Source organism: Novosphingobium kunmingense, from assembly GCF_002813245.1.
In the GTDB taxonomy this organism is placed as follows: Bacteria; Pseudomonadota; Alphaproteobacteria; order Sphingomonadales; family Sphingomonadaceae; genus Novosphingobium; species Novosphingobium kunmingense.
Genome location: NZ_PHUF01000002.1, coordinates 136416 through 157149, shown reverse-complemented (window position 1 = coordinate 157149; position 20734 = coordinate 136416). Strand labels below are relative to the sequence as shown.

General features: G+C 67.1%; 18 protein-coding genes and 1 pseudogene. 14 read left to right on the top strand and 5 right to left on the bottom strand.

Annotated features, from left to right (window positions below; all coding sequences use genetic code 11):
- Nucleotides 1-25 precede the first annotated feature (25 nt).
- The 9 genes from purB to B0I00_RS00670 all read left to right on the top strand — a co-directional run bounded on the left by purB (nt 26) and on the right by B0I00_RS00670 (nt 8110).
- The gene (gene purB, locus B0I00_RS00710) at nt 26-1339 is read left to right on the top strand and encodes an adenylosuccinate lyase (RefSeq protein WP_100865461.1); all 1314 of its coding nucleotides are present in this window, start codon (nt 26-28) and stop codon (nt 1337-1339) included.
- Between the two features lie 82 nt (nt 1340-1421).
- Nucleotides 1422-1757, top strand: coding sequence for a lipopolysaccharide assembly protein LapA domain-containing protein (locus tag B0I00_RS00705; protein WP_100865460.1), 336 nt, complete (start codon nt 1422-1424; stop codon nt 1755-1757).
- Nucleotides 1754-2431, top strand: coding sequence for an orotidine-5'-phosphate decarboxylase (gene pyrF / locus B0I00_RS00700; RefSeq protein ID WP_100865459.1), 678 nt, complete (start codon nt 1754-1756; stop codon nt 2429-2431). The genes B0I00_RS00705 and pyrF overlap by 4 nt, the downstream gene beginning before the upstream one ends.
- 65 nt (nt 2432-2496) lie before the next feature.
- Nucleotides 2497-3270: an SIMPL domain-containing protein gene (locus tag B0I00_RS00695; RefSeq protein WP_100865458.1), complete on the top strand. Its 774-nt coding sequence runs from the start codon at nt 2497-2499 to the stop codon at nt 3268-3270.
- Between the two features lie 39 nt (nt 3271-3309).
- Nucleotides 3310-3948 carry a phosphoribosylanthranilate isomerase gene (locus B0I00_RS00690; protein WP_100865457.1) on the top strand — a complete coding sequence of 213 codons (639 nt, stop codon included), beginning with the start codon at nt 3310-3312 and terminating at the stop codon, nt 3946-3948.
- Entirely contained in the window at nt 3945-5159 is a 1215-nt protein-coding gene (trpB, locus tag B0I00_RS00685) for a tryptophan synthase subunit beta (protein WP_100865456.1), read from the top strand. Before B0I00_RS00690 ends, trpB begins: the two co-directional genes overlap by 4 nt.
- Nucleotides 5156-5941, top strand: a complete 786-nt coding sequence (gene trpA / locus B0I00_RS00680; protein WP_100865455.1) for a tryptophan synthase subunit alpha — start codon at nt 5156-5158, stop codon at nt 5939-5941. The genes trpB and trpA overlap by 4 nt, the downstream gene beginning before the upstream one ends.
- Nucleotides 5942-5947: 6 nt before the next feature.
- Nucleotides 5948-6796 (top strand): acetyl-CoA carboxylase, carboxyltransferase subunit beta, encoded by an 849-nt coding sequence (accD, locus tag B0I00_RS00675; protein WP_100865454.1) that lies wholly within the window; start codon nt 5948-5950, stop codon nt 6794-6796.
- 6 nt (nt 6797-6802) lie between these two features.
- Entirely contained in the window at nt 6803-8110 is a 1308-nt protein-coding gene (locus tag B0I00_RS00670; protein WP_100865453.1) for a bifunctional folylpolyglutamate synthase/dihydrofolate synthase, read from the top strand.
- Here the strand turns inward: B0I00_RS00670 and B0I00_RS00665 are convergent.
- Nucleotides 8088-9662 carry an AmpG family muropeptide MFS transporter gene (locus B0I00_RS00665; protein ID WP_198519113.1) on the bottom strand — a complete coding sequence of 525 codons (1575 nt, stop codon included), beginning with the start codon at nt 9660-9662 and terminating at the stop codon, nt 8088-8090. The two genes, B0I00_RS00670 and B0I00_RS00665, sit on opposite strands and share 23 nt — an antisense overlap.
- Before the next feature lie 65 nt (nt 9663-9727).
- On the opposite strand from B0I00_RS00665, the gene B0I00_RS00660 reads away from it, so the two are divergent.
- The 3 genes and pseudogenes from B0I00_RS00660 to rsmD all read left to right on the top strand — a co-directional run bounded on the left by B0I00_RS00660 (nt 9728) and on the right by rsmD (nt 12475).
- Nucleotides 9728-10888, top strand: coding sequence for an aromatic ring-hydroxylating oxygenase subunit alpha (locus B0I00_RS00660; RefSeq protein WP_100866409.1), 1161 nt, complete (start codon nt 9728-9730; stop codon nt 10886-10888).
- 31 nt (nt 10889-10919) lie between these two features.
- A pseudogene (locus B0I00_RS17230) lies at nt 10920-11672 on the top strand (pseudouridine synthase); the annotation flags it as partial.
- A 248-nt stretch (nt 11673-11920) separates the two neighbouring features.
- A complete protein-coding gene (gene rsmD, locus B0I00_RS00650) occupies nt 11921-12475 on the top strand; it encodes a 16S rRNA (guanine(966)-N(2))-methyltransferase RsmD (RefSeq protein ID WP_100866408.1) in 555 nt (184 codons plus the stop codon).
- On the opposite strand, the gene B0I00_RS00645 is transcribed toward rsmD, so the two are convergent.
- Nucleotides 12441-13703 (bottom strand): MFS transporter, encoded by a 1263-nt coding sequence (locus tag B0I00_RS00645; RefSeq protein ID WP_100865451.1) that lies wholly within the window; start codon nt 13701-13703, stop codon nt 12441-12443. The genes rsmD and B0I00_RS00645 overlap by 35 nt on opposite strands.
- Nucleotides 13704-13804: 101 nt before the next feature.
- On the bottom strand, nt 13805-14590 hold the full coding sequence (locus tag B0I00_RS00640; RefSeq protein ID WP_100865450.1) for a hypothetical protein: 786 nt from the start codon (nt 14588-14590) through the stop codon (nt 13805-13807).
- 104 nt (nt 14591-14694) lie between these two features.
- Here B0I00_RS00640 and B0I00_RS00635 point away from each other — a divergent pair, with 104 nt between their 5' ends.
- The gene (locus B0I00_RS00635; protein WP_100865449.1) at nt 14695-16983 is read left to right on the top strand and encodes an ATP-dependent helicase; all 2289 of its coding nucleotides are present in this window, start codon (nt 14695-14697) and stop codon (nt 16981-16983) included.
- Between the two features lie 12 nt (nt 16984-16995).
- On the opposite strand, the gene B0I00_RS00630 is transcribed toward B0I00_RS00635, so the two are convergent.
- Nucleotides 16996-18384, bottom strand: coding sequence for a DEAD/DEAH box helicase (locus B0I00_RS00630; protein ID WP_100865448.1), 1389 nt, complete (start codon nt 18382-18384; stop codon nt 16996-16998).
- Nucleotides 18385-18525: 141 nt separating this feature from the next.
- Nucleotides 18526-19119 carry a hypothetical protein gene (locus B0I00_RS00625; RefSeq protein WP_100865447.1) on the bottom strand — a complete coding sequence of 198 codons (594 nt, stop codon included), beginning with the start codon at nt 19117-19119 and terminating at the stop codon, nt 18526-18528.
- A 125-nt stretch (nt 19120-19244) separates the two neighbouring features.
- On the opposite strand from B0I00_RS00625, the gene B0I00_RS00620 reads away from it, so the two are divergent.
- Nucleotides 19245-20699 carry an FAD-binding oxidoreductase gene (locus B0I00_RS00620; protein ID WP_100865446.1) on the top strand — a complete coding sequence of 485 codons (1455 nt, stop codon included), beginning with the start codon at nt 19245-19247 and terminating at the stop codon, nt 20697-20699.
- Nucleotides 20700-20734: the final 35 nt, after the last annotated feature.

Sequence of the window (20734 nt, the reverse complement as noted above, 5' to 3'; positions counted from 1 at the left end):
GCGCGTCCAGCCAAGGAGTCGAAACATGGTCCCCCGCTACGCCCGCCCCGCCATGGTCGCGATCTGGGAGCCCGAGGCACGCTATCGCATCTGGTTCGAGATCGAGGCCCATGCCACCGAAAAGCTGGGCGAGCTCGGCGTGGTGCCGCCGTCGGGTGCCAAGGCGCTGTGGGACTGGTGGGCGACGGCCCCCGCCATCGACGTTGCCGCAATCGACGCGATCGAGGCCGTGACCAAGCACGACGTGATCGCCTTCCTCGACTGGGTAGCGCAGCAGGTCGGCCCCGAAGCGCGATTCATGCACCAGGGCATGACCAGCAGCGACGTACTCGACACCACCCTGGCGGTTCAGCTGGCCCGCGCCAGCGACATCCTGCTCGACGATCTCGACGCGCTGCTCGCCGCGATCAAGCGCCGCGCGCTGGAGCACAAGTATACCCCGACCATCGGCCGCAGCCACGGCATCCATGCCGAGCCGACCACCTTCGGCAAGAAGCTGGCCGAAGCCTATGCCGAATTCGACCGCTGCAAGGCGCGCCTTGTCGCCGCGCGGGCCGAGATCGCGACCTGCGCGATTTCCGGCGCGGTCGGCACCTTCGCCAACATCGACCCCGCGGTGGAAGGCTATGTCGCCGAGAAGCTGGGCCTAACCGTCGAGCCGGTAAGCACCCAGGTGATCCCGCGCGATCGTCACGCCATGTTCTTTGCAACGCTTGGCGTGATCGCCAGCAGCATCGAACGCCTTGCGGTTGAAATCCGCCATCTGCAGCGCACCGAGGTGTTGGAGGCGGAAGAGTACTTCTCGCCGGGACAGAAGGGCTCGTCGGCCATGCCGCACAAGCGCAACCCGGTCTTGACCGAAAACCTTACCGGCCTTGCCCGCATGGTCCGCTCCGCCGTCACCCCGGCGCTGGAGAACGTGGCGCTGTGGCACGAGCGCGACATCTCGCACTCCTCGGTCGAACGCTTCATCGGGCCCGATGCGACGATCACCCTGGATTTTGCACTCGCGCGGCTGACCTCGGTCGTCGACAAGCTCGTCGTCTATCCCGAGCGGATGGAGAAGAACCTCAACAAGATGGGCGGCCTGGTCCATTCGCAGCGCGTCCTGCTGGCGCTGACCCAGGCGGGTCTCGAGCGCGACGCTGCCTATCGCCTGGTCCAGCGCAATGCGATGAAGGTGTGGGAATCGGACGGGAAGTTGAGCCTGCTCGACCTGCTCAAGGGCGACAGCGAAGTTCTTGCAGTGATGAGCGAGAAGGACCTCGAGGAGAAGTTCAACCTCGACTACCACTTCAAAGCGATCGACACGATCTTCGCGCGGGTCTTCGCGGGCTGAGCCCCTCAGGCGCGAAGCCCTTCCCTTGCCGCACCGTTTTGCCTAGCATCCCCGCCAGACCGGATAACAGGGAAGCGCACAGATGCAGATAATCCGCACCATCGTCTGGGTCCTGGTCCTGGTCGCGCTGCTGCTGTTTTCACTCAACAACTGGGAGACCGTGTCGGTGAAGATCTGGGAGGGGCTGATCCTCGACACCAAGCTGCCGGTGTTGGTGTTCGCCTCGTTCCTGTTGGGACTCTTGCCGATGTGGCTGCTGCACAAGGGCGCCAAGTGGCGCTTCAACCGGCGGATAAGCGCGCTGGAAAACTCGGTCCGCGCCGCCTCGGTGACCACGCCCGTCGCGGCGCCCGTTCCGTCGCCGCTTGATCCGGTGGCTGCCGATCCGGCCGCTCCGCCGCCGGCCGGCCTGCCATGAAGACCAACCCCGTCTATCTCGCGCTCGACTTTCCGCGACTGGAAACCGCCGAAGCCATCGCCCGCAAGGTCAAGGACCATGTCGGCGGGCTCAAGCTGGGGATGGAGTTCTTCTACGCCCACGGCCACCACGGGGTGCACGAGATCGCCAAGATCGGCCTACCGCTGTTCCTGGACCTCAAGCTGCACGATATTCCCAACACCGTTGCCGGCGCGATGCAGGCCATCCATGTCCTCGAACCGGCTATCGTCACGGTCCATGCCAGCGGCGGACAGGCGATGATGGAAGACGCGAAGGCCGCGGCAGGGGAAAATTGCAAGGTCGTTGCAGTCACTCTGCTGACCAGCCTCGACGAGCGCGACATGACCGCAACTGGCGTCGGCGGGACCGCCCACGACCAGGTCCTGCGCCTTGCAGACCTTGCCCACAAGGCCGGGCTCGACGGGATCGTATGTTCCGGCCACGAAGTCGGCGCGGTGCACCGGCAGTGGAAGGACGGCTTCTTCGTCGTGCCTGGACTGCGTCTTGCCGATGGCAAGGCCGGTGACCAGAAGCGCACCGTCACCCCCCGCAAGGCCCGCGATGATGGCGCCAGCGTTCTGGTGGTCGGTCGCCCGATCAGCCGGGCCGAGGATCCCGTCGCGGCCGCCCGCGCGATCGAGGCGACGCTGTAGTTCACCGCAGCGAAAGCACGATCTGTCCACATGGGCGCAAATCGCAGACAAGGAGCCCACGCCCCATGAAATCGCTGTCGCTTGCTTCCAGGACGCTCTTCGCCGCTCCGGCGCTGGCCGCCGCCCTGATACCTGCCGCCGCTTCGGCGCAAAATGCATCGCTCGTTCCGGCCATCGCGCAGGGTAGCACCCTGTTGACCGTGTCGGCCGACGGTCGCTCGACCCGCACTCCGGACCTCGCCTTCTACACCGCCGGCGTGACCACGCAGGGCCGCACCGCGGCAGATGCGCTGGCCGCCAATTCCACCGCGATGACCAAGGTGTTCGCCGCGCTCAAGCAGGCCGGCATCGCCGACCGCGACATGCAGACCAGCAACATCAACCTGAACCCGATCTACAGCAACGCGGTGGTCGGTCCCAATGGTCAGGTCGTGCAGGAGGCCCGGATCACCGGCTATCAGGCCAGCAACCAGGTCTCGATCAAGCAGCGCAACCTGAAGGCGATGGGCAGCGTCATCGACGCGCTGGTCAACGCGGGCGCGAACAACATCAATGGGCCCAGCTTCCAGCTCGACAAGGCCGACGGGGCGCTGGACGAGGCGCGCGTCGCCGCCATGGCCAAGGCCCGCGCCCGCGCCGATCTCTATGCCCGCGCCGCGGGTCTGCGGGTCGCGCGGATCGTCTCGATCAGCGAGACCGGACGCTATTCCCCGCCGATGCCGGTGATGTATGCGCGCGCCGACATGGCCGCCCCGCCCGCGCCGCCACCCCCGCCGATGGCCGTCGGCGAGGTCGAGGCGCAGGTCAACGTAACGGTCCAGTTCGAACTCGCCCCGTGATTGCTTGACGTAGCGGCGGGCGGCGTTCATCGGCGCGCCATGCCCGCCCCGCGTATCAAGATCTGCGGCGTAACCCAGGCCGCCACGCTGCACGCTTGTATCGCCGCGCGCGCCGACTACGTGGGCTTCAACTTCTGCCCGCCCTCGCCCCGGTTCCTGAGCCTGCCCGCCGCGCGCGACCTGGGCGCGCAGGCGAACGGCCGCATCACGAGAGTCGGGCTGTTCGTCGACGCCGATCCCGCCACGATCGCCGAGGCGGTCGAGGCAGCCGGCCTCGACGCAATCCAGCTCCACGGCAGCGAAGCGCCCCAAACTGTCGCCGCACTAAAGGCCCGGCACGGCCTTCCGGTGTGGAAGGTGATCTCGGTTTCCGGTGCCGCGGACCTCGCCCCCGCCGCGCGTTACGCACAAGCAGCCGATCTCGTCCTGCTCGACGCCAAGACGCCCAAGGGCGCGCTGGCCGGCGGGCTGGGCCTCAAGTTCGACTGGACGCTGCTGGCCGCATGGAGACCGTCGGGCCCCTGGGGCCTGGCAGGCGGACTCAACCCCGCGAACGTTGCCGAAGCGGTGCGGGTCACCGGTGCGCCGCTGGTCGACACGGCATCGGGCGTCGAGACGGCGCCGGGGGTCAAGGATATGGACTTGATCGCCGCCTTCTGCCAAGCGGCCCGATCATGACAGCAACTGCCAATTCCTATCGCACCCAGCCTGACGAGCGCGGGCATTTCGGCCAGTTCGGCGGGCGTTACGTGGCCGAAACGCTGATGCCGCTGATCCTCGACCTGGAAAAGGAATACACCGCGGCGAAGGCTGATCCGGCGTTCAAGGCCGAGTTCGACGATCTGCTTGAACACTATGTCGGCCGGCCAAGCCCGCTGTACTTCGCGCCGCGCCTGACCGAGGAGCTTGGCGGCGCGCAGGTCTGGTTCAAGCGCGACGAACTGAACCACACCGGCGCGCACAAAATCAACAACTGCATCGGCCAGATCCTGCTGGCAATGCGGATGGGTAAGACCCGCATCATCGCCGAAACCGGCGCGGGGCAGCACGGCGTGGCGACGGCCACGGTCTGCGCCCGCTTCGGACTGCCCTGCGTGGTCTTCATGGGCGCGACCGACGTCGAGCGGCAGAAGCCCAACGTGTTCCGCATGAAGCTGCTCGGCGCCGAAGTGCGCCCGGTGACCGCCGGGGCAGGCACGCTGAAAGACGCGATGAACGAGGCGCTGCGCGACTGGGTCGCCAACGTCCACGATACTTTCTACATCATCGGCACCGCTGCGGGACCGCACCCCTATCCCGAGCTTGTCCGCGACTTCCAGAGCGTGATCGGCAAGGAAGCACGGGCGCAGATGCTCGCCCGCACGGGCAAGCTGCCCGACTTGTTGGTTGCCGCGATCGGCGGCGGCAGCAACGCGATCGGCCTATTCCACCCCTTCCTCGACGATTCCTCTGTCAGGATGCTCGGCGTCGAAGCGGCGGGCTACGGTCTTGACGGCGACCAGCACGCGGCCTCGCTCGCGGGCGGCCGGCCGGGAATTCTCCACGGCAACAAGACCTACCTGCTGCAGGACGCGGACGGCCAGATCGTCGAAGGCCACTCGATCAGCGCCGGTCTCGATTATCCGGGCATCGGGCCCGAACACGCCTGGCTGAAGGAAATCGGCCGGGTCGACTACACCTATGCCACCGACCAGGAGGCGCTGGACGCGTTCCAGCTGCTGTGCCGCACCGAAGGCATCATCCCCGCGCTCGAACCTAGCCACGCCATCGCCGCGGTCAAGAAGGTCGCCCCGTCGATGGGCAAGGACCAGATCATCCTGGCGAACCTGTGCGGCCGCGGTGACAAGGACATCTTCTCGGTCGCGGAACATCTCGGGGTGGATCTGTGAGCCGCTTCGAGGCCGCCTTTGCCAAGGGCCCGGCGCTTGTCACCTTCGTGACCGGGGGCGATCCGACGCCCGAAACGACGATTTCGATCCTCGACGCGCTGGTCGACGGCGGTGCCGACGTGATCGAACTGGGGATGCCCTTCACCGATCCGATGGCCGATGGCCCGGCGATCCAGGCAGCAAACATTCGTAGCCTGGGCGCGGGCACCACGACTGCCGACATCTTTCATATCGCGGCTCGCTTTCGCGAGAAGCATTCCAACACTCCGTTGGTGTTGATGGGCTATGCCAATCCGATGGTGACGCGCGGCGCCGACTGGTTTGCCGCACAGTGCCGCAAGGCCGGGGTCGATGGGGTGATCTGCGTCGACATTCCGCCCGAAGAGGATGCCGAGCTTGGCCCGGCGCTTCGCGCGGCAGGCGTGGCGCTGATCCGGCTGGCCACGCCGACCACCGACGCGGCGCGGCTCCCTGCCGTGCTAGATGGGTCATCGGGCTTTCTCTACTACGTCTCGGTCGCCGGGATCACGGGGATGCAGCAGGCCGCGCAGACCTCGATCGAGGAAGCGGTGGCGCGGCTCAAGGCGCAGGCGACGATACCCGTCGCCGTCGGCTTCGGCGTGCGCACGCCCGAACAGGCTGCCGCCATTGCGCGGGTCGCAGACGGGGTGGTCGTCGGTTCGGCGCTGGTCGATCTCGTCGCCCAGCACGGCACCGCCGCCGCCGCGCCTGTGCGCGAATTGACCGCTGCGCTTGCCGCTGCCGTCCACGGTGCTAGGTAGGCGCCCATGTCCTGGCTCGACCGCGTTCGCAAATCGATCCCCTTCGCGCAGAAGCGGGATACCCCCGACAACCTGTGGATCAAGTGCCCCTCGTGCAGCGAGATGCTGTTCACCAAGGAGTACGAGGAAAACCTGAACGTCTGCCCGCGCTGCGAGCATCACGGACGCATCGGCGCCGACGCGCGCTTTGCCCAACTGCTCGACCCCGGCTTCAGCGTCCTGCCTTCGCCCAAGGTCAAGGAAGACCCGCTGAAGTTCAAGGACCAGAAGAAGTATCCCGACCGCCTCAAGGCTGCCCGCGCCGCCAATCCGCATCCCGATGCGCTGACCAACGCGGCCGGCAGGATCGAAGGGCGGAAGTGCGTGCTGGGGGTGCAGGACTTTGCCTTCATGGGCGGATCGATGGGCATGGCGGTGGGCGCTGCCTTCGTCGCCGGGGCCGAACGCGCGATCAAGGACAAGTGCGCCTACGTGATCTGCACCGCCGCTGGCGGCGCGCGCATGCAGGAAGGCATCCTCAGCCTGATGCAGATGCCCAAGGCGACGGTCGCAATCAGCCGCCTTAACCGCGCTGGCCTGCCCTACATCGTCGTGCTGACCGACCCGACCACCGGCGGCGTCACGGCGAGCTATGCCATGCTGGGCGACGTGCAGATCGCCGAACCTGGGTGCCTGATCGGTTTTGCCGGACAGCGGGTGATTCAGGACACGATCCGCGAAAAGCTGCCCGAAGGGTTCCAGCGCGCCGAATACCTGCTCGATCACGGCATGATCGACATGGTGGTGCCCCGCAAGGATCTGCGCGCCACCCTGGCCAACGTGCTCGACTATCTGGGCGCGGCCAAGGCGGCCTGAGCCGCCGTGAGGGACTTCGCGATTTCGGACGATCCGCGCGTCCAGGCGCAGCTCGACCGGTTGGGCGCGCTAAGCCTGCCGCAGGGGCGCATCGGGCTGGAAACGATTCATGCCCTGCTGGACCGGCTGGGCAACCCCGAGCGCGACCTGCCACCGGTGTTCCATGTCGCCGGGACCAACGGCAAGGGCAGCACCTGCGCCTATTTGCGCGCGATGCTTGAGGCGCAGGGACTGCGCGTCCACGCCGCAACCAAGCCGCATCTGGTCCGCTATAACGAGCGCATCCGCCTGGCCGGCACGCTGATCGCGGATGATCTGCTGGCAGACCTGCTGGCCGAGGTGCTTGACGCCGGGCTCGACCTTGCGCCGAGCTTCTTCGAGGTGACCACGGCAGCAACCTTCCTGGCCTTTCACCGCGCGTCCGCCGACGCCTGCGTGATCGAGGTCGGGCTTGGCGGCCGGTTCGACGCGACCAATGTGCTCGACGGCCAGGCCGCCTGCGGCATCGCCAGCCTGGGCATCGATCACGAGGCCTTCCTGCTCGCCCCGGAAGGGGGCGTGCCCGCCGATCCCATGCAGCGCATCGCCTTCGAGAAAGCCGGCATCGCCCGGCCCGGCGTGCCGCTGGTGACGCAGGAATACCGTCCCGATGTAACTCGCACGATCATCGATCATGCGATGAAAGTCGGCGCGAAGACCGCGATCCGGGGACTGGACTGGAGCGCCGAGATCGGCCCCCGCATCGCCTATGCCGATCGCCACGGCGCGCTCGACTTGCCGTTGCCGGCGCTGGCCGGACAGCACCAGGCCGACAACGCAGCGCTGGCCGTCGCCATGCTGCGCCACCAGACACGGGTTCGTGTCACGCCCGAAGCCATGGCTGAGGGGATTCAGGCGGCGCTCTGGCCCGCCCGACTGCAATTGTTGGGCGACGGACCACTCACCTCATTGGCGCCGGGCCGTGACGTCTGGCTCGACGGCGGGCACAACGCCGACGCCGGCCTTGCCATCGCCCGTCACTTTGCCGAGGCCCCACCCTTCCACCTGATCACCGGCATGCTGTCGTCTAAGGATCCCTCCGCCATCGTCGCGCCGCTGCGCGGCAGGCTGCTGAGCCTATCCGTGGTACCAGCTCCGGGGCACGACGCGCACAGCCCCGAACAGATCGCCGCGCATGCCGATCGGCCGGTGCAGGCCTTTGCCGATGTGTCCTCTGCCCTCAAGGCCTTGCCGCGCGGCGGCGACGTGCTGATCGCCGGTTCGCTTTACCTGGCAGGCGAGGTCCTGCGCCTCAACGCGGAGATTCCGGACTGACCATGGCGCGCCGCTTGCCGAGCCAGGCAAGCACCGCGCCCAGAACCAGCACCGCGGCATAGATCGCGGTCGTCGCATTTTCCCACTTCAGCGGCTGCGACAGCAGCACGCCGACCAGCCCGACCACCACAAGCGCGAAGCCGGCAAGCCGTCCGGCCCCGATCGGCTCCTTCAGCGTCGCCTCATTCACGCCTTCGGTCTGGCGGATGCCCTTGACGACATAGCCCTTGCTCCACAACAGCCACAGCAACAGCATTCCCGGGATCGCCGCGACCACGGTAAAGCCCCAGAAACCGATCCAGCCGACCTTGTCTGCCACGATCCCCGCCGGCCCGGCCATGAAGGTCCGCCCGACCCCCGCAAATGATGATAGCAGCGCGAACTGCGTCGCCGTGTAGGCGATCGACGACAGGCCGGAGAGGTAGGTGGTGAACACCGTCAGGCCGATCCCGCTGGTCAGGTTCTCGGTCCCGATCGCGGCGACCAGCATCCAGTAGCTGTTGCCGGTTGCCGCCAGCACCATGAACATGATGTTCGACAGCATCATCATCAGCCCCGAGATCAGCAGCGCGCGGCCCATGCCGAGCCACAGGATGAACGGCGCGCCCAGCGCCGAGCCGACGATCAGCGCGGCAAAGCCCCAGATCTTGTTGGCCGAGATATAGTCGAGATCGGCAAAGCCCAGGTCGACGATCATCGGGCTGAGCATGGCCTGGCCCATGGCGTCGCCGACCTTGTAGAGCAGCACGAATGCAAGGATCAGGAAGGCGCCATGGCGCGACAGGAACTCGCGGAACGGGTTGATCACCGCTTCGGTCAGGAACTGGCCCGCGCTCATGCCGGAAACGTGGGCGAAGCGGTCGACAAAGCGACCTTCGCCGATCCACAGCGCGCCGAGGATCGCTGGGACGATGCAGAAGGCGGTCAGGCCATAGGCCGTCGCCCAGCCCAGCCCCAGCCCTTCCGCCGAAGCGAAATAGATCGTTCCCGCGCCGGCGATCAGGTTGCCGGTGCGATAGCCGAACTGGTTGGTCGCCGTGCCGTGGGCGAACTCCTCCTCGTCGAGGATCTCGATGCGGTAAGCGTCGATGACGATGTCCTGGGTCGCCGAAAGGAACGCGGTGATCAGCGCCCAGACCGCGAACAGCCCCAGGTGACCGGGCTGCGGGTTGCTGGCCCCCAGTTGCCAGACCGACACGAACAGCAGTCCCTGGATCAGGAACAGCCAACCGCGCCGCTGACCGAACGCCTTAGTCAGGAACGGCAGGTGCAGCTTGTCGACCAGCGGAGCCCAGAGGAACTTGATCGTGTAGGGGATGCCCAATGCCACCGCGAAGCCAATCGTCGCGGTGTCGATGCCGACCTTGGCCAGCCAGAAGGTCATCGTCGCGACCAGCAAGGTCAGCGGAAATCCGCTCGAAATGCCGAGCAGGAAGGCAACCAGCGGGGCCTTGCGGATATAAGGTCGGAAGGTCTTGCTGGTCAGCGCGACCAGCACAACTGCCACCAGCACACCGGCAAAAATCAGGAACCGGATCAGATCGACCGACATGCACACCCCGTAACGACACCAATTAAGGCGCGAACCTAGCGCACAAATAGTCTATGAACAGCCCCATGGAGAGGACATCCACGCTTGCCCCGCGGTCCCCGACCGCTGCACAACTCGACCTGGCGCAACAGATCGCCGACGGGTGCCTGCGCACCAACCTCGGCATGACCACCGTGCCCGCCGCAGTCTATACCGATCCGGCGCACTGGCATCGGGAAAAGGCCGCGCTGTTCGGCCGCCTGCCGCAGGTGCTGTGCCCCTCGGCCCTGATCGCCGATGCGGGGATGAGCGTGCCGCATGACGCCACTGGCCGGCCCTTGCTGATCACGCGCGATGCTGACGGCATGGCGCACGTTTTCCTCAACGTCTGCCGGCACCGCGGCACGCGTCTGGTCGAAGGCCAGGACGTTGCTTGCGGCAAGCGGCTGACCTGCCCCTACCACGCCTGGACCTATGCCCTCGACGGGCGGCTGCTCGCTTTGCCCCGCCCCGAGACCTTTCCCGGGATCGACAAGGGCGACTTCGGTCTGGTCGAACTGCCCAGCTGCGAGGCAGGCGGCCTGATCTGGTATGCCCCTGAAAGCGAAGCCGACTTCAGCCTGGCGCGCGAACTGGGCGATGATTTCGACGCCTTCGCCTTTCGCGACCATCACCTGTTCGCCCGAGCGACCCATGATGTCGCTGCGAACTGGAAGCTGATCATGGACGCCTTCCTCGAAAGCTACCACGTCGCTCGCCTGCACGCGCAGACCATCGGCCCCTTCTTCAAGGACGGGGTGACCAGCGGCGACCAGGTCGGCCCGCACCAGCGCAGCCTGGTCTGCCGGGCCGAGGAACTGGGCGGCGTCGACCTGACCGACATGGCCGCGCTGCGCCGCATCGGGACCTTCGCCTACCAGCTGTTCCCGGCGACCGTGATCGTCGTCAGCCCGGACTACATCAACGTCATGGCGCTATGGCCACAGGCCCACGATCGCACCCTGGTCGAGGATTTCATGCTTATTCCCGAGGCACCGCAAACCGACAAGGCGCGCGATCACTGGGAACGGTCGTGGAAGCTGCTCGATGGCGGGGTCTTCGCGGGCGAGGACTTCCGCGCCGCGGCGCTTGGCCAGCAGGGCCTGCAAAGCGGGGCGATCGCCGACCTGACCATCGGCACCCTCGAAGGCGGGATCCGCCGCTTCCACGAGATCTGCGCCGAACAGATCGCCGCCGCCGAGGGGTGACGCCGCGCCCGCGCTCGCGTAAGGGCGCGCGATGACCAAGTCCGACGACAGCCCCCGCACGGGCGACCGCATCGCCAAGCTGCTTGCCCGCGCGGGTGTGGCCAGCCGCCGCGAAGTGGAACGAATGATCGCCGAGGGGCGCGTGAAGATTGGCGATGATGTCGTGACCACGCCGGCTACCCTTCTGACCAACCTCAAGCGAGTGAGCGTCGATGGCAAGCCGGTCAAGGCGCCCGAGCCGCCACGCATCTTCATCTTCCACAAGCCGTCGGGGCTGATCACCGCCGAGCGCGACCCGGCCGGGCGGCCGACGATCTACACCGCGCTGCGCAACGCCCTGCCCCCCGACGCGCGCCGGGTGATGCCGATCGGCCGCCTCGATTTCAACACCGAGGGGCTGCTGCTGCTTACCAACGACGGCGGCCTCAAGCGGACGATGGAACTGCCCGCCACAGGCCTTCCGCGCACCTACCGCGCGCGGACCTTCGGCGACATTACCCAAGCACAGCTCGACGACCTGATCGAGGGCGTGGAAATCGACGGTGTCCGCTACGGAAAGATCAACGCCAATCTCGAACGCAGCACCGGCCGCAACCAGTGGATCGAAGTGACGATCACCGAAGGCAAGAACCGCGAGGTGCGCCGCGTGCTCGAGCATCTCGGGCTTGAGGTCAGCCGCCTGATCCGCACTGCCTATGGCCCGTTCGAACTGCTCGACCTGCCGCGCGGCGCAGCGGTCGAAATCCGCCAGGTCGAAGTCGAACGCTTCATCCGCAACCTCAAGGTGCCCGGCTCGGTGCCGGCCGAACAAGCGCCGCGCGATGCCGATACGATGGCGCGCGCCCGCGTGCACCGTGCGCGCCGCGCCGCGCCATCGGACACTCCGCGCGCTCCGGCCAAGGCCGCCAAGCGCCCGCTGCCGCGCAAGCCGCGCGACGATGGCAAGCTGGTCGATCGGCCGACCCGCGCCGGGTCGGCGAGGCGCGGCTCGCCCAAGTCAGGTCCACGCAAGCCCGGACCGCGCAAGTGAGCCTGCGCATCATCGCCGGCGAATGGCGGGGTCGCAAGCTGCAGGCACCGACGGGCGAGACCACCCGGCCTACCGCGGATCGCACCCGCGAAACGCTGTTTTCGATGCTGGCAAGCCGGCTCGGCACGTTCGAGGGGCTGGCCGTGGCCGACCTGTTCGCCGGTTCGGGCGCACTGGGTCTCGAAGCCTTGTCGCGCGGCGCGGCGACATGCCTGTTCGCCGAACAGGATCCCGCCGCGATCCGCGCGCTTCGCGCCAATATCGCGGCGCTGCGCTGCGCCGATCGCTGCGACGTGCGCGCGGCCTCGGTCATGGCGCTGGGGCCGCTCAAGGCGCCGCTCGACCTCATCCTGCTCGACCCGCCCTATGGCAGCGGTGCGGGAGCCGTCGCGCTCGACAAGCTGGTGCGGCTCGGCTGGATTGGCCCGGCGACCTGGATCAGCCTCGAAACCGGCGAGAAGGAAGAGCCCAAGCTCAAATCGCTGGAGGCCGTGGCCGACCGCAAGGTCGGCAAGGCGCGGCTCACCCTGCTGCGGGCGCCGGGCGCGCCAGGCTGACGCCCAGCACGGTCAGCGCGCCGGCGGCCACCAGCAGGTAACCGATCGCGTCGCCGTGGCCGGCATCGGTCATCGCCTTGGCGACCAGCGGGGTCACCGCCCCGCCGACGATCCCGCCGGCATTGAACGCTACCGAAACACCCGAATACCGCACCGGCACCGGGTAAAGCGTCGTCAGCCAGCCGCCAAGCGGACCATAGACGAAGCCCATCACGAACAGCGCCGTGGCCAGAGTCAGGAAGATCGCCAGCGTACCTCCCGCCAGCCCCGGCGCGAACAGCAGTCCCACGCCGATGGTTGCGACCGCACCCCACAGGATCATCCGGCCCGCGCTCGTCCGATCGGACAGCCAGGCGGCGATGACGATTCCCAGCGCCAGGAACAGGTTGGCGGCAAGTTGCAGCGACAGGAAGGTCTCGCGCGGATAACCGAGCTGCCGCGTCCCGATGTCGAGCGCGAAGGCGGTGGAGAGGTAGAACAGTGCGAAGCAGGCGACCACGCCGGCGCTCCCCGCAAGCACCGCCCCGCCATGATCGCGCAGCAAGGCCCACAACGGCACTGCCGGCGGCGGAGCGCGGTCGAGCGCTTCGCGGAATTGTGCGGTTTCGCCGATATTGAGCCGCACCCACAGCCCGATGCCGACCAGCACCGCGCTGGCAAGGAACGGTACGCGCCAGCCCCAGTTGAGGAAATCGGCATCGCTCAGCCACAGGCCGAGCAGCAGGAACAGCCCGTTCGCGGCGAGGAACCCCAGCGGCGCGCCAAGCTGCGGCGCCGCACCGAAGCGGCTTTCCCAGCCCTTCGGCGCGTTCTCGGTCGCGAGCAGGGCCGCCCCGCCCCATTCGCCGCCGAGGCCCAGCCCCTGCCCGAAGCGCAGGATGCACAGCAGCAGCGGTGCGAAGAAACCTGCGTCGGCATAGCCGGGAAGGAAGGCGACCAGCAGGGTCGAAGCGCCCATCAGCAGCAGCGAGGCGACCAGCGTAGCCTTGCGGCCCACCCGGTCGCCGAAATGGCCGAAGGCAACCGCCCCGATCGGCCGCGCAATGAAGGCGAGGCCGAAGACCATGAACTTGGCAATGCCCTGAACCTCGGGCGAGCTCTTGGGGAAAAACAGTTCGCCGAACACCAGCGCGGTTGCGGTGGCAAAAACGTAGAAGTCATAGAATTCGACCGCCGTGCCAGTGAGCGAGGCAGTCAGCACGCGGCGATGCTGGCGAAGCGGATTCATGGCGACCGCTCGTCGCGATGCTGTTCCCGGCTGTCAAACGAAAAGGGCGCCGGTGCTGCCACCGACGCCCTTCCCTGCGACCCTTTTCGGGCTGTTGCTTGTCAGTTGGGCTTGACCTTGGCCACCACCTTGCCCTGTGCCTTCAATTCGCTGGCCGGGGCGCCCGGCCAGTAATCGAGCGGACGGTTGCCATAGTTCTTCCCGGCCGCGCGCGGCTGGATACAGCTGTCGGTGATCGTCTTGCTGCAGATCGGATAGGTCTTGGCCTCGGCCACGGCAGCCGCGACGTCGCCCGGTGCGCGGTTGTCGACGCGGGCGGCGGTCGTCGCTGCGACGGCGACTGTGCTGCGGTTGGCCATCTGGTTGCTGATCGACGCCCAGGCCTTGGCCCGCGCCTCGGCGTCCATCGCCAGGATTCGGGTGCGCTGCGCATCGTTCAGCGCCCACCAGCCGGTGCGCTGCTCGGGCGTCAAGGTCCAGTAATAGGTGCGCGCGTCGAGTGGCCAGGCATAGAAGCCGGTGCGCTGGGCGTCGGTAAGATCCCACCACGCCGTCGACTGCTCGGGCGTGAGCCCCCAGTAGTAGCTGCGAACATCGGCCGGCCAGGCGTAAAGGCTGGTGCGGTCGGCATCGGTCAGCGCCCACCAGGCGGTGCGCTGTTCGGGGGTCAGCCCCCAGTAATAGGTCTGCAGATCGCTGGCCCAGGCGTTGTAGGCCGCCTGCTGGGTGGCGTTCCACGCGGCGTAGGCCGCCTGCTGCTCCGGCGTCAGGACAACGGTGGTCGTGGTCGTGGTCGTGGCCGCGGAAGTCTGGGCAGTGGCGATCGTCGGGGCGGCACACAGCGCCATGGCCAGGGCGGCGGCGCTGCCGGTCAGGAATACCTTCATTATCTTGTCTCCTTCGGGGCTCGTGGGTGGGACAACACGTGGATCGCCGCCCGGTTCCATGCGGCGGGTTGCGCCGCGCCGCTTCGTTCCCTAACTGTTCACCCGTGTCCCCCGATGATGAGTCCCTCGACGATCCCCTGCTTCAGGGGCTGAACCCGCCGCAGCGCGAGGCTGTGCTGGCGCTGGATGGCCCGGTGCTGATGCTGGCCGGCGCCGGCACCGGCAAAACCGCGGCCCTGACCACGCGGCTGGCCCATATCGTGCGCAGCCGCCGCGCCTGGCCGAGCGAGATCCTGTGCGTCACCTTTACCAACAAGGCGGCGCGCGAAATGAAGGAGCGGGTCGGCCAGCTGGTCGGCCCGGCGGTCGAAGGAATGCCGTGGCTTGGCACCTTCCACTCGATCGCGGCCAAGCTGCTGCGCCGCCACGCCGAACTGGTCGGCCTGCAATCGAACTACACCATCATCGACACCGACGACCAGCTGCGGGTGCTCAAGCAGCTCATCCAGGCCGAGGGGCTGGATGAAAAGCGCTGGCCGGCGCGGCAACTGGCGCAGTGCATCGACCGCTGGAAGAACCGCGGCCTCAACCCGCAGGATCTCGATGCCGGAGAAAGCGAGGCCTACGCCAACGGCCAGGGCCAGAAATTCTATCGGCTGTACCAGGATCGGCTCAAGGCGCTAAACGCCTGCGATTTCGGTGATTTGCTGCTCCACATGCTGAACGTGCTGCGAACCAACCGCGAGGTTCTGGAGCAATACCAGCAGCGCTTCAAGTACATCATGGTCGACGAATACCAGGACACCAACCAGGTTCAGTACCTGTGGCTGCGCCTGCTCGCCCAGGGTCACAAGAATATTTGCGTGGTCGGCGATGACGACCAGTCGATCTATTCATGGCGTGGTGCAGAAGTTGCCAATATCCTGCGATTCGAAAAGGATTTTCCCGGCGCAAAGGTCATCAGGCTGGAGCAGAATTACCGCTCCACCCCGGACATTCTGGCGGCGGCATCGGGCCTGATCGGCGCCAATTCCGAGCGCCTCGGCAAGACGCTGTGGACCCAGCGGAACGGCGGCGACAAGGTTCGCGTGATCGGCGTCTGGGACGGCCCCGAAGAAGCCCGCCGCATCGGCGAGGAAGCCGAACGGCTCGAGCGCGAAGGAGCGTCGCTGGCTCAGGTTGCGATTCTCGTGCGCGCCCAGTTCCAGACCCGCGAGTTCGAGGACCGCTTCATCGCGATCGGCCTGCCCTACAAGATCGTCGGCGGCTTCCGCTTCTACGAGCGCGCCGAGATCCGTGACGCGCTCGCCTACCTGCGGCTGATCACCCAGCCGAGCGACGATCTAGCCTTCGAGCGGATCTACAACACCCCGAAACGCGGCCTTGGCGACAAGACGCTCGAGAAGATCCACCGCCACGCCCGCGCGCGCGCCGTTCCGCTAAGCCTCGCCGCCTTCGAGATTACCGAAACCGACGAGTTGCCGGCCCGCGCTCGCAACACGCTCTATGCGCTGATGCGCGACGTCGGCCGCTGGCGCGAGGCAGCCAAGACGCTGAGCCCCGCCGAACTGGCCCGCACCGTGCTGGAGGAAAGCGGCTACACCACCGCACTTCAGAACGAGAAAAGCGCGGAAAGCGCCGGACGGCTGGAGAACCTCGCCGAATTGGCCCGCGCGATGGAGGAATACGAAACGCTTGGCGATTTCCTCGAACACGTCAGCCTGGTCATGGACAACGACGCCAACGACAGCGCCGAAAAGCTGACCATAATGACCATCCACGCCGCCAAGGGGCTGGAATTCGACAACGTATTCCTGCCCGGCTGGGAGGAAGGCGTGTTTCCAAGCCAGCGCGCGCTCGACGAAGGCGGCCTGTCCGCGCTCGAGGAGGAACGCCGCCTCGCCTATGTCGCGATCACCCGCGCACGGCGGCGCTGCACGATCGTCCATGCGGCCAACCGCCGCATCTACGGCCAGTGGACAAGCTCGATCCCGAGCCGCTTCATCGCCGAATTGCCGGCCGCGCATGTCGATCAGGAAACGACGCTGTCGGGCGGCGCCTCGTTGTGGCGGGCGCAATGGTCCGAGGCGAGCGATCCCTTTGCCGACGTCGCCCGCAACCAGCCCAGCCGCATCGTCACCCGCGGCCCCGGCTGGCAGCGCGCGGCCGCGCGCGACTACGATCCCGCGCCACGGCGCATCGCCGAATCGACCCGATCCGCCGCCAGCTTTGCCGCCAAGCCGCGCGGCGACATCGCGCTGGGCGCGCGCGTGTTCCACGAAAAGTTCGGCTACGGCACCGTGACTTCGCAGGAAGGCAACAAGCTTGAGATCGAGTTCGAGACCGCCGGCGCGAAGCGGGTCATCGACAGCTTCGTCAAGCCGGCGCCCTGAAGCGCCTCTGAATCAGAGCGCGGAAAAGCTGAGGAAATTGGGCACCGGGCCGTTCCATTCGCCCGGCTGCATCGGCGGTTCGGCCGCCTCGTCGCGGCGCTGGCGGCTTTCCCGGCGCGGTTCGGTGCGGGGCGTCCGCTCCTCGCGGCTGCGCTCCTCGCGCGGCGCGCGTTCGGGCTTTTCCGCCCTGGCAGCACGTTCGCGCCGCGGCTTTTCCTCGCGCGGCGCACGGTCTTCACGGGGAGCGCGGTCTTCGCGCGCGGCACGCGCAGGCTTCGCTTCTGCCGCAACCTCGAACACCGGCAGGGCCGACTTGGTGAGCTTCTCGACGTTGTCGATCGCCTCGGCATCCTCGGGCGCGATCAGGGTGAAGGCGCGGCCGGTCGCTCCGGCGCGGCCGGTCCGGCCGACGCGGTGGACGTAATCGTCCGGGTGCCACGGGGTGTCGAAATTGAAGACGTGGCTGACGCCCTTGATGTCCAACCCGCGCGCTGCGACGTCCGAGCAGACCAGAATGTTGACCGCGCCGTCCTTGAACCGCTGAAGCTCGGCCAGCCGCGCCGGCTGGTCCATGTCGCCGTGGATTTCGGCGCTGGCAAAGCCGTGGCCTTGCAGGCTCTTGTTGAGCTCGCGCACTGTCGTCTTGCGATTGCAGAAGATCATCGCGGTGGCGACGTTGTCGGTCGTCAACAGGCGGCGCAGCACCTCGCGCTTCACGCGCGATGAGGCGACCGGCACCTTGAATTGGACGATGTTGGTGTTGGTCGAGGCGGGCCGCGCCACTTCGATGTACTTGGGGTTCGACAGGAACTTGTCGGCCAGCTTCTTGATCGGCGGCGGCATGGTCGCGCTGAATAGCAGCGTCTGGCGCGTCGCGGGAAGCTTGGAACAGATCGTCTCGATATCGGGAATGAATCCCATGTCGAGCATGCGGTCGGCCTCGTCGATCACCAGCAGGTCGCAGCCGGTCAACAGGATCTTGCCGCGTTCGAACAGGTCCATCAGGCGGCCCGGCGTGGCGATCAGCACGTCGACGCCTTCGTTCAGGGCCTTTACCTGATCGCCCATCTGCACGCCGCCGATCAGCAGAGCCATCTTGAGGTCATGGTTCTTGCCGTAGGCTTCGAAGTTCTCGGCAACCTGGGCGGCCAGTTCACGGGTTGGCTCGAGGATCAGGCTGCGCGGCATCATCGCGCGGCGCCGGCCGTGGGCCAGGATATCGATCATCGGCAGCACGAAGCTGGCGGTCTTGCCGGTACCGGTCTGGGCGATGGCGATCAGGTCTCGCATCATCAGCACCGAAGGGATGGCCTGGGCCTGGATTGGGGTGGGCGTGTCATATCCCTTGGCGGTGACCGCCGCGAGCAGTTCATCTGACAGGCCGATATCGGCAAATTTCATAAGCTGGTGCTGTGTTCCGGAAAAAAGCTATCTGTTCGCGCCCCATCCCCCCGGCAGGCCGCCGCTTCGCGCGGGCGTTCACAATGCGCGCGAAGTTGGGGCGCCCTAGGCGCAAGCATCGCGCAAAGTCAAGGAAAAGGCCTAGTCGCCCAGTTCGACGATCTGGCGAAAACCGCTGACCGTGCAATTCATGCCGTTGCGCGCCAGAAGCTGGTCGCGGCCCTGGCAGATCATCCCGTCGGCATTCTTTGCTACCAGAAAGCCCGAATAATAGGCCTGGGCCTGGCACGCCCTGGACAGCGTGGCACTTACGGTGCGGCGATCCTTCAGCATCATGATGAGCCGATTGCCATTCCCAGGCTGGACCCCGAGGATCGCGGTCATCGGCACGCACTTGCCCATCTTCTTCTCGACGTAGCGCGGGATGCCCTGCTGCGGAGCAAAGTCCTGCGCGAACATCGACGGCATGATCGGCGCCGGGCGCGGTGCGATGCGGATGGTCACGCGTTCCTCGATCCGCACCTGCTGGCCTTGCGAGGGGCGAAAATAATCGGTCAGAGCACGCCAGCTGTCGCCCGATGCGCGCGAGATCGGTGCAGCAGGCACGCTGAACGCGGCCTCGCCAACGTCTACCTCCGGTTCCGCAGCGATCTCCGGGGCGCGCGCTTCGTCCACCGCCACGGCCGCCGGCAGCATCAGCGCCAGCGGCGCAACCAGATTGAGAAACGCGTTCATTGCCCCCGCGTAGATAGACCCCAGTGTTGAACCACCGCTTAACCTTCCCGCGCACAAGCGCAAGTGCGCTCGCCCGCGTGGGCGCGTTGGAACCCGCGCCAAGCTGTGCCATAGCCGCTACCGAGATGACCGATACCTTCCAAGACCTTCTGGCCGAACTGAGGGCCATCCTTGGCACGCGCGGCTTTCATGCCGACCCCGAGACGGTGGGGCCGTGGCTGACCGACTGGCGCGGCCGCTACACCGGCAAGGCGCTCGGCCTCGCCGCTCCGGCCAGCACCGACGAACTCGCGCGGGTCGTGCGGGCCTGCCATCGCGCCGGCGTGCCGATCGTCCCGCAGGGCGGCAACAGCGGCATGTCGGGCGGCGCCACCCCCGATGCGAGCGGATCTTCGCTGCTCCTCACGACGCGGCGAATGAACGCGATCCGCTCCATCGACGCCGAAGCGCGGCAGGCCGTCTGCGAAGCGGGCGTGGTCCTCCAAACGCTGCACGAAGCCGCCGCGGAAAAGAGCTTGCGATTTCCGCTGACCTTGGGCGGCAAGGGTTCGGCGACCGTCGGCGGGCTCATCTCGACCAACGCGGGAGGAACGCAGGTGCTGCGCCACGGCGTGATGCGCGCGCAGGTCCTGGGGCTCGAAGCCGTGCTGCCCGACGGGCGGGTGTTCGACGCTCTCACCCCACTGCGCAAGGACAACCGGGGGTTCGACCTCAAGCAGTTGTTCATCGGTTCGGAAGGCACGCTCGGCATCGTCACCGCAGCGACCCTCCGGCTTGTGCCGGCGCTGGCGGACCGGGCAGTCGCCTGGGTCGGTCTCGCCACGATTCACCATGCTCGCTCGCTGCTGCTCCATTGCGAGGCGGCGCTCGGCGGCGCGCTTGAAGGGTTCGAGGTGCTGCCGCAGGATTGCCTAGAATCGGTGCTCGATTACCTCCCGGATGCGCGCAGCCCGCTGGCAGAGGCGCACGACTGGCACGCCCTGATCGAAGTGGTGGCCGAGGACGCCGCCAGCGCTGAAAGCCTGCGTAGCCGGGTCGAGGAATGCCTCGCCGCCGCCTTCGAGGCCGATCTCATCAAAGACGCCGTGCTGGCCTCCAGCGAAGCTCAGGCCGAAGCGTTCTGGACGCTGCGCGATTCGATCTCGATGGCTGAACGGGCCCGCGGCCCTGCAATGCAGCACGACATCTCCGTGCCGGTCGAACGCATGCCCGCCTTCATCGAGGAAGCCGGCGCCGAGGTAGAGACCGCTTTCCCGGGTGTGCGCGCGTTGGGCTTCGGTCATCTGGGCGATGGCAACATCCACTTCCACGTCGCCGCGCCCCCGGGCACCGACCGCGCGACGTGGGAAGCAAGCCAGGGCGCGGCGATCAACCGCCGGGTGCATGATCTGGTCACCGCCTGGGGCGGCTCGATCTCGGCCGAACACGGCATCGGCCAGTCGAAACGCGGCGAGCTTGCCCGGCTGCACGATCCGGTCGCGCTCGACCTGATGCGGGCGATCAAGGCCGCGCTCGATCCGGACGAACTGCTCAACCCCGGAAAACTGGTCACGCTTGCGCGCGAAAGCGCCAAGGCTTAAAGGCCCCCATTCGCCCAGAACCTGCCGGACCGGCC

Coding starts and splice junctions, on each gene's coding strand:
- purB (WP_100865461.1), top strand. CDS start 26: ATGGTCCCCCGCTACGCCCGCCCCGCCATGGTCGCGATCTGGGAGCCC.
- B0I00_RS00705 (WP_100865460.1), top strand. CDS start 1,422: ATGCAGATAATCCGCACCATCGTCTGGGTCCTGGTCCTGGTCGCGCTG.
- pyrF (WP_100865459.1), top strand. CDS start 1,754: ATGAAGACCAACCCCGTCTATCTCGCGCTCGACTTTCCGCGACTGGAA.
- B0I00_RS00695 (WP_100865458.1), top strand. CDS start 2,497: ATGAAATCGCTGTCGCTTGCTTCCAGGACGCTCTTCGCCGCTCCGGCG.
- B0I00_RS00690 (WP_100865457.1), top strand. CDS start 3,310: ATGCCCGCCCCGCGTATCAAGATCTGCGGCGTAACCCAGGCCGCCACG.
- trpB (WP_100865456.1), top strand. CDS start 3,945: ATGACAGCAACTGCCAATTCCTATCGCACCCAGCCTGACGAGCGCGGG.
- accD (WP_100865454.1), top strand. CDS start 5,948: ATGTCCTGGCTCGACCGCGTTCGCAAATCGATCCCCTTCGCGCAGAAG.
- B0I00_RS00665 (WP_198519113.1), bottom strand. CDS start 9,662: ATGTCGGTCGATCTGATCCGGTTCCTGATTTTTGCCGGTGTGCTGGTG.
- B0I00_RS00660 (WP_100866409.1), top strand. CDS start 9,728: ATGGAGAGGACATCCACGCTTGCCCCGCGGTCCCCGACCGCTGCACAA.
- B0I00_RS00645 (WP_100865451.1), bottom strand. CDS start 13,703: ATGAATCCGCTTCGCCAGCATCGCCGCGTGCTGACTGCCTCGCTCACT.
- B0I00_RS00640 (WP_100865450.1), bottom strand. CDS start 14,590: ATGAAGGTATTCCTGACCGGCAGCGCCGCCGCCCTGGCCATGGCGCTG.
- B0I00_RS00630 (WP_100865448.1), bottom strand. CDS start 18,384: ATGAAATTTGCCGATATCGGCCTGTCAGATGAACTGCTCGCGGCGGTC.
- B0I00_RS00625 (WP_100865447.1), bottom strand. CDS start 19,119: ATGAACGCGTTTCTCAATCTGGTTGCGCCGCTGGCGCTGATGCTGCCG.
- B0I00_RS00620 (WP_100865446.1), top strand. CDS start 19,245: ATGACCGATACCTTCCAAGACCTTCTGGCCGAACTGAGGGCCATCCTT.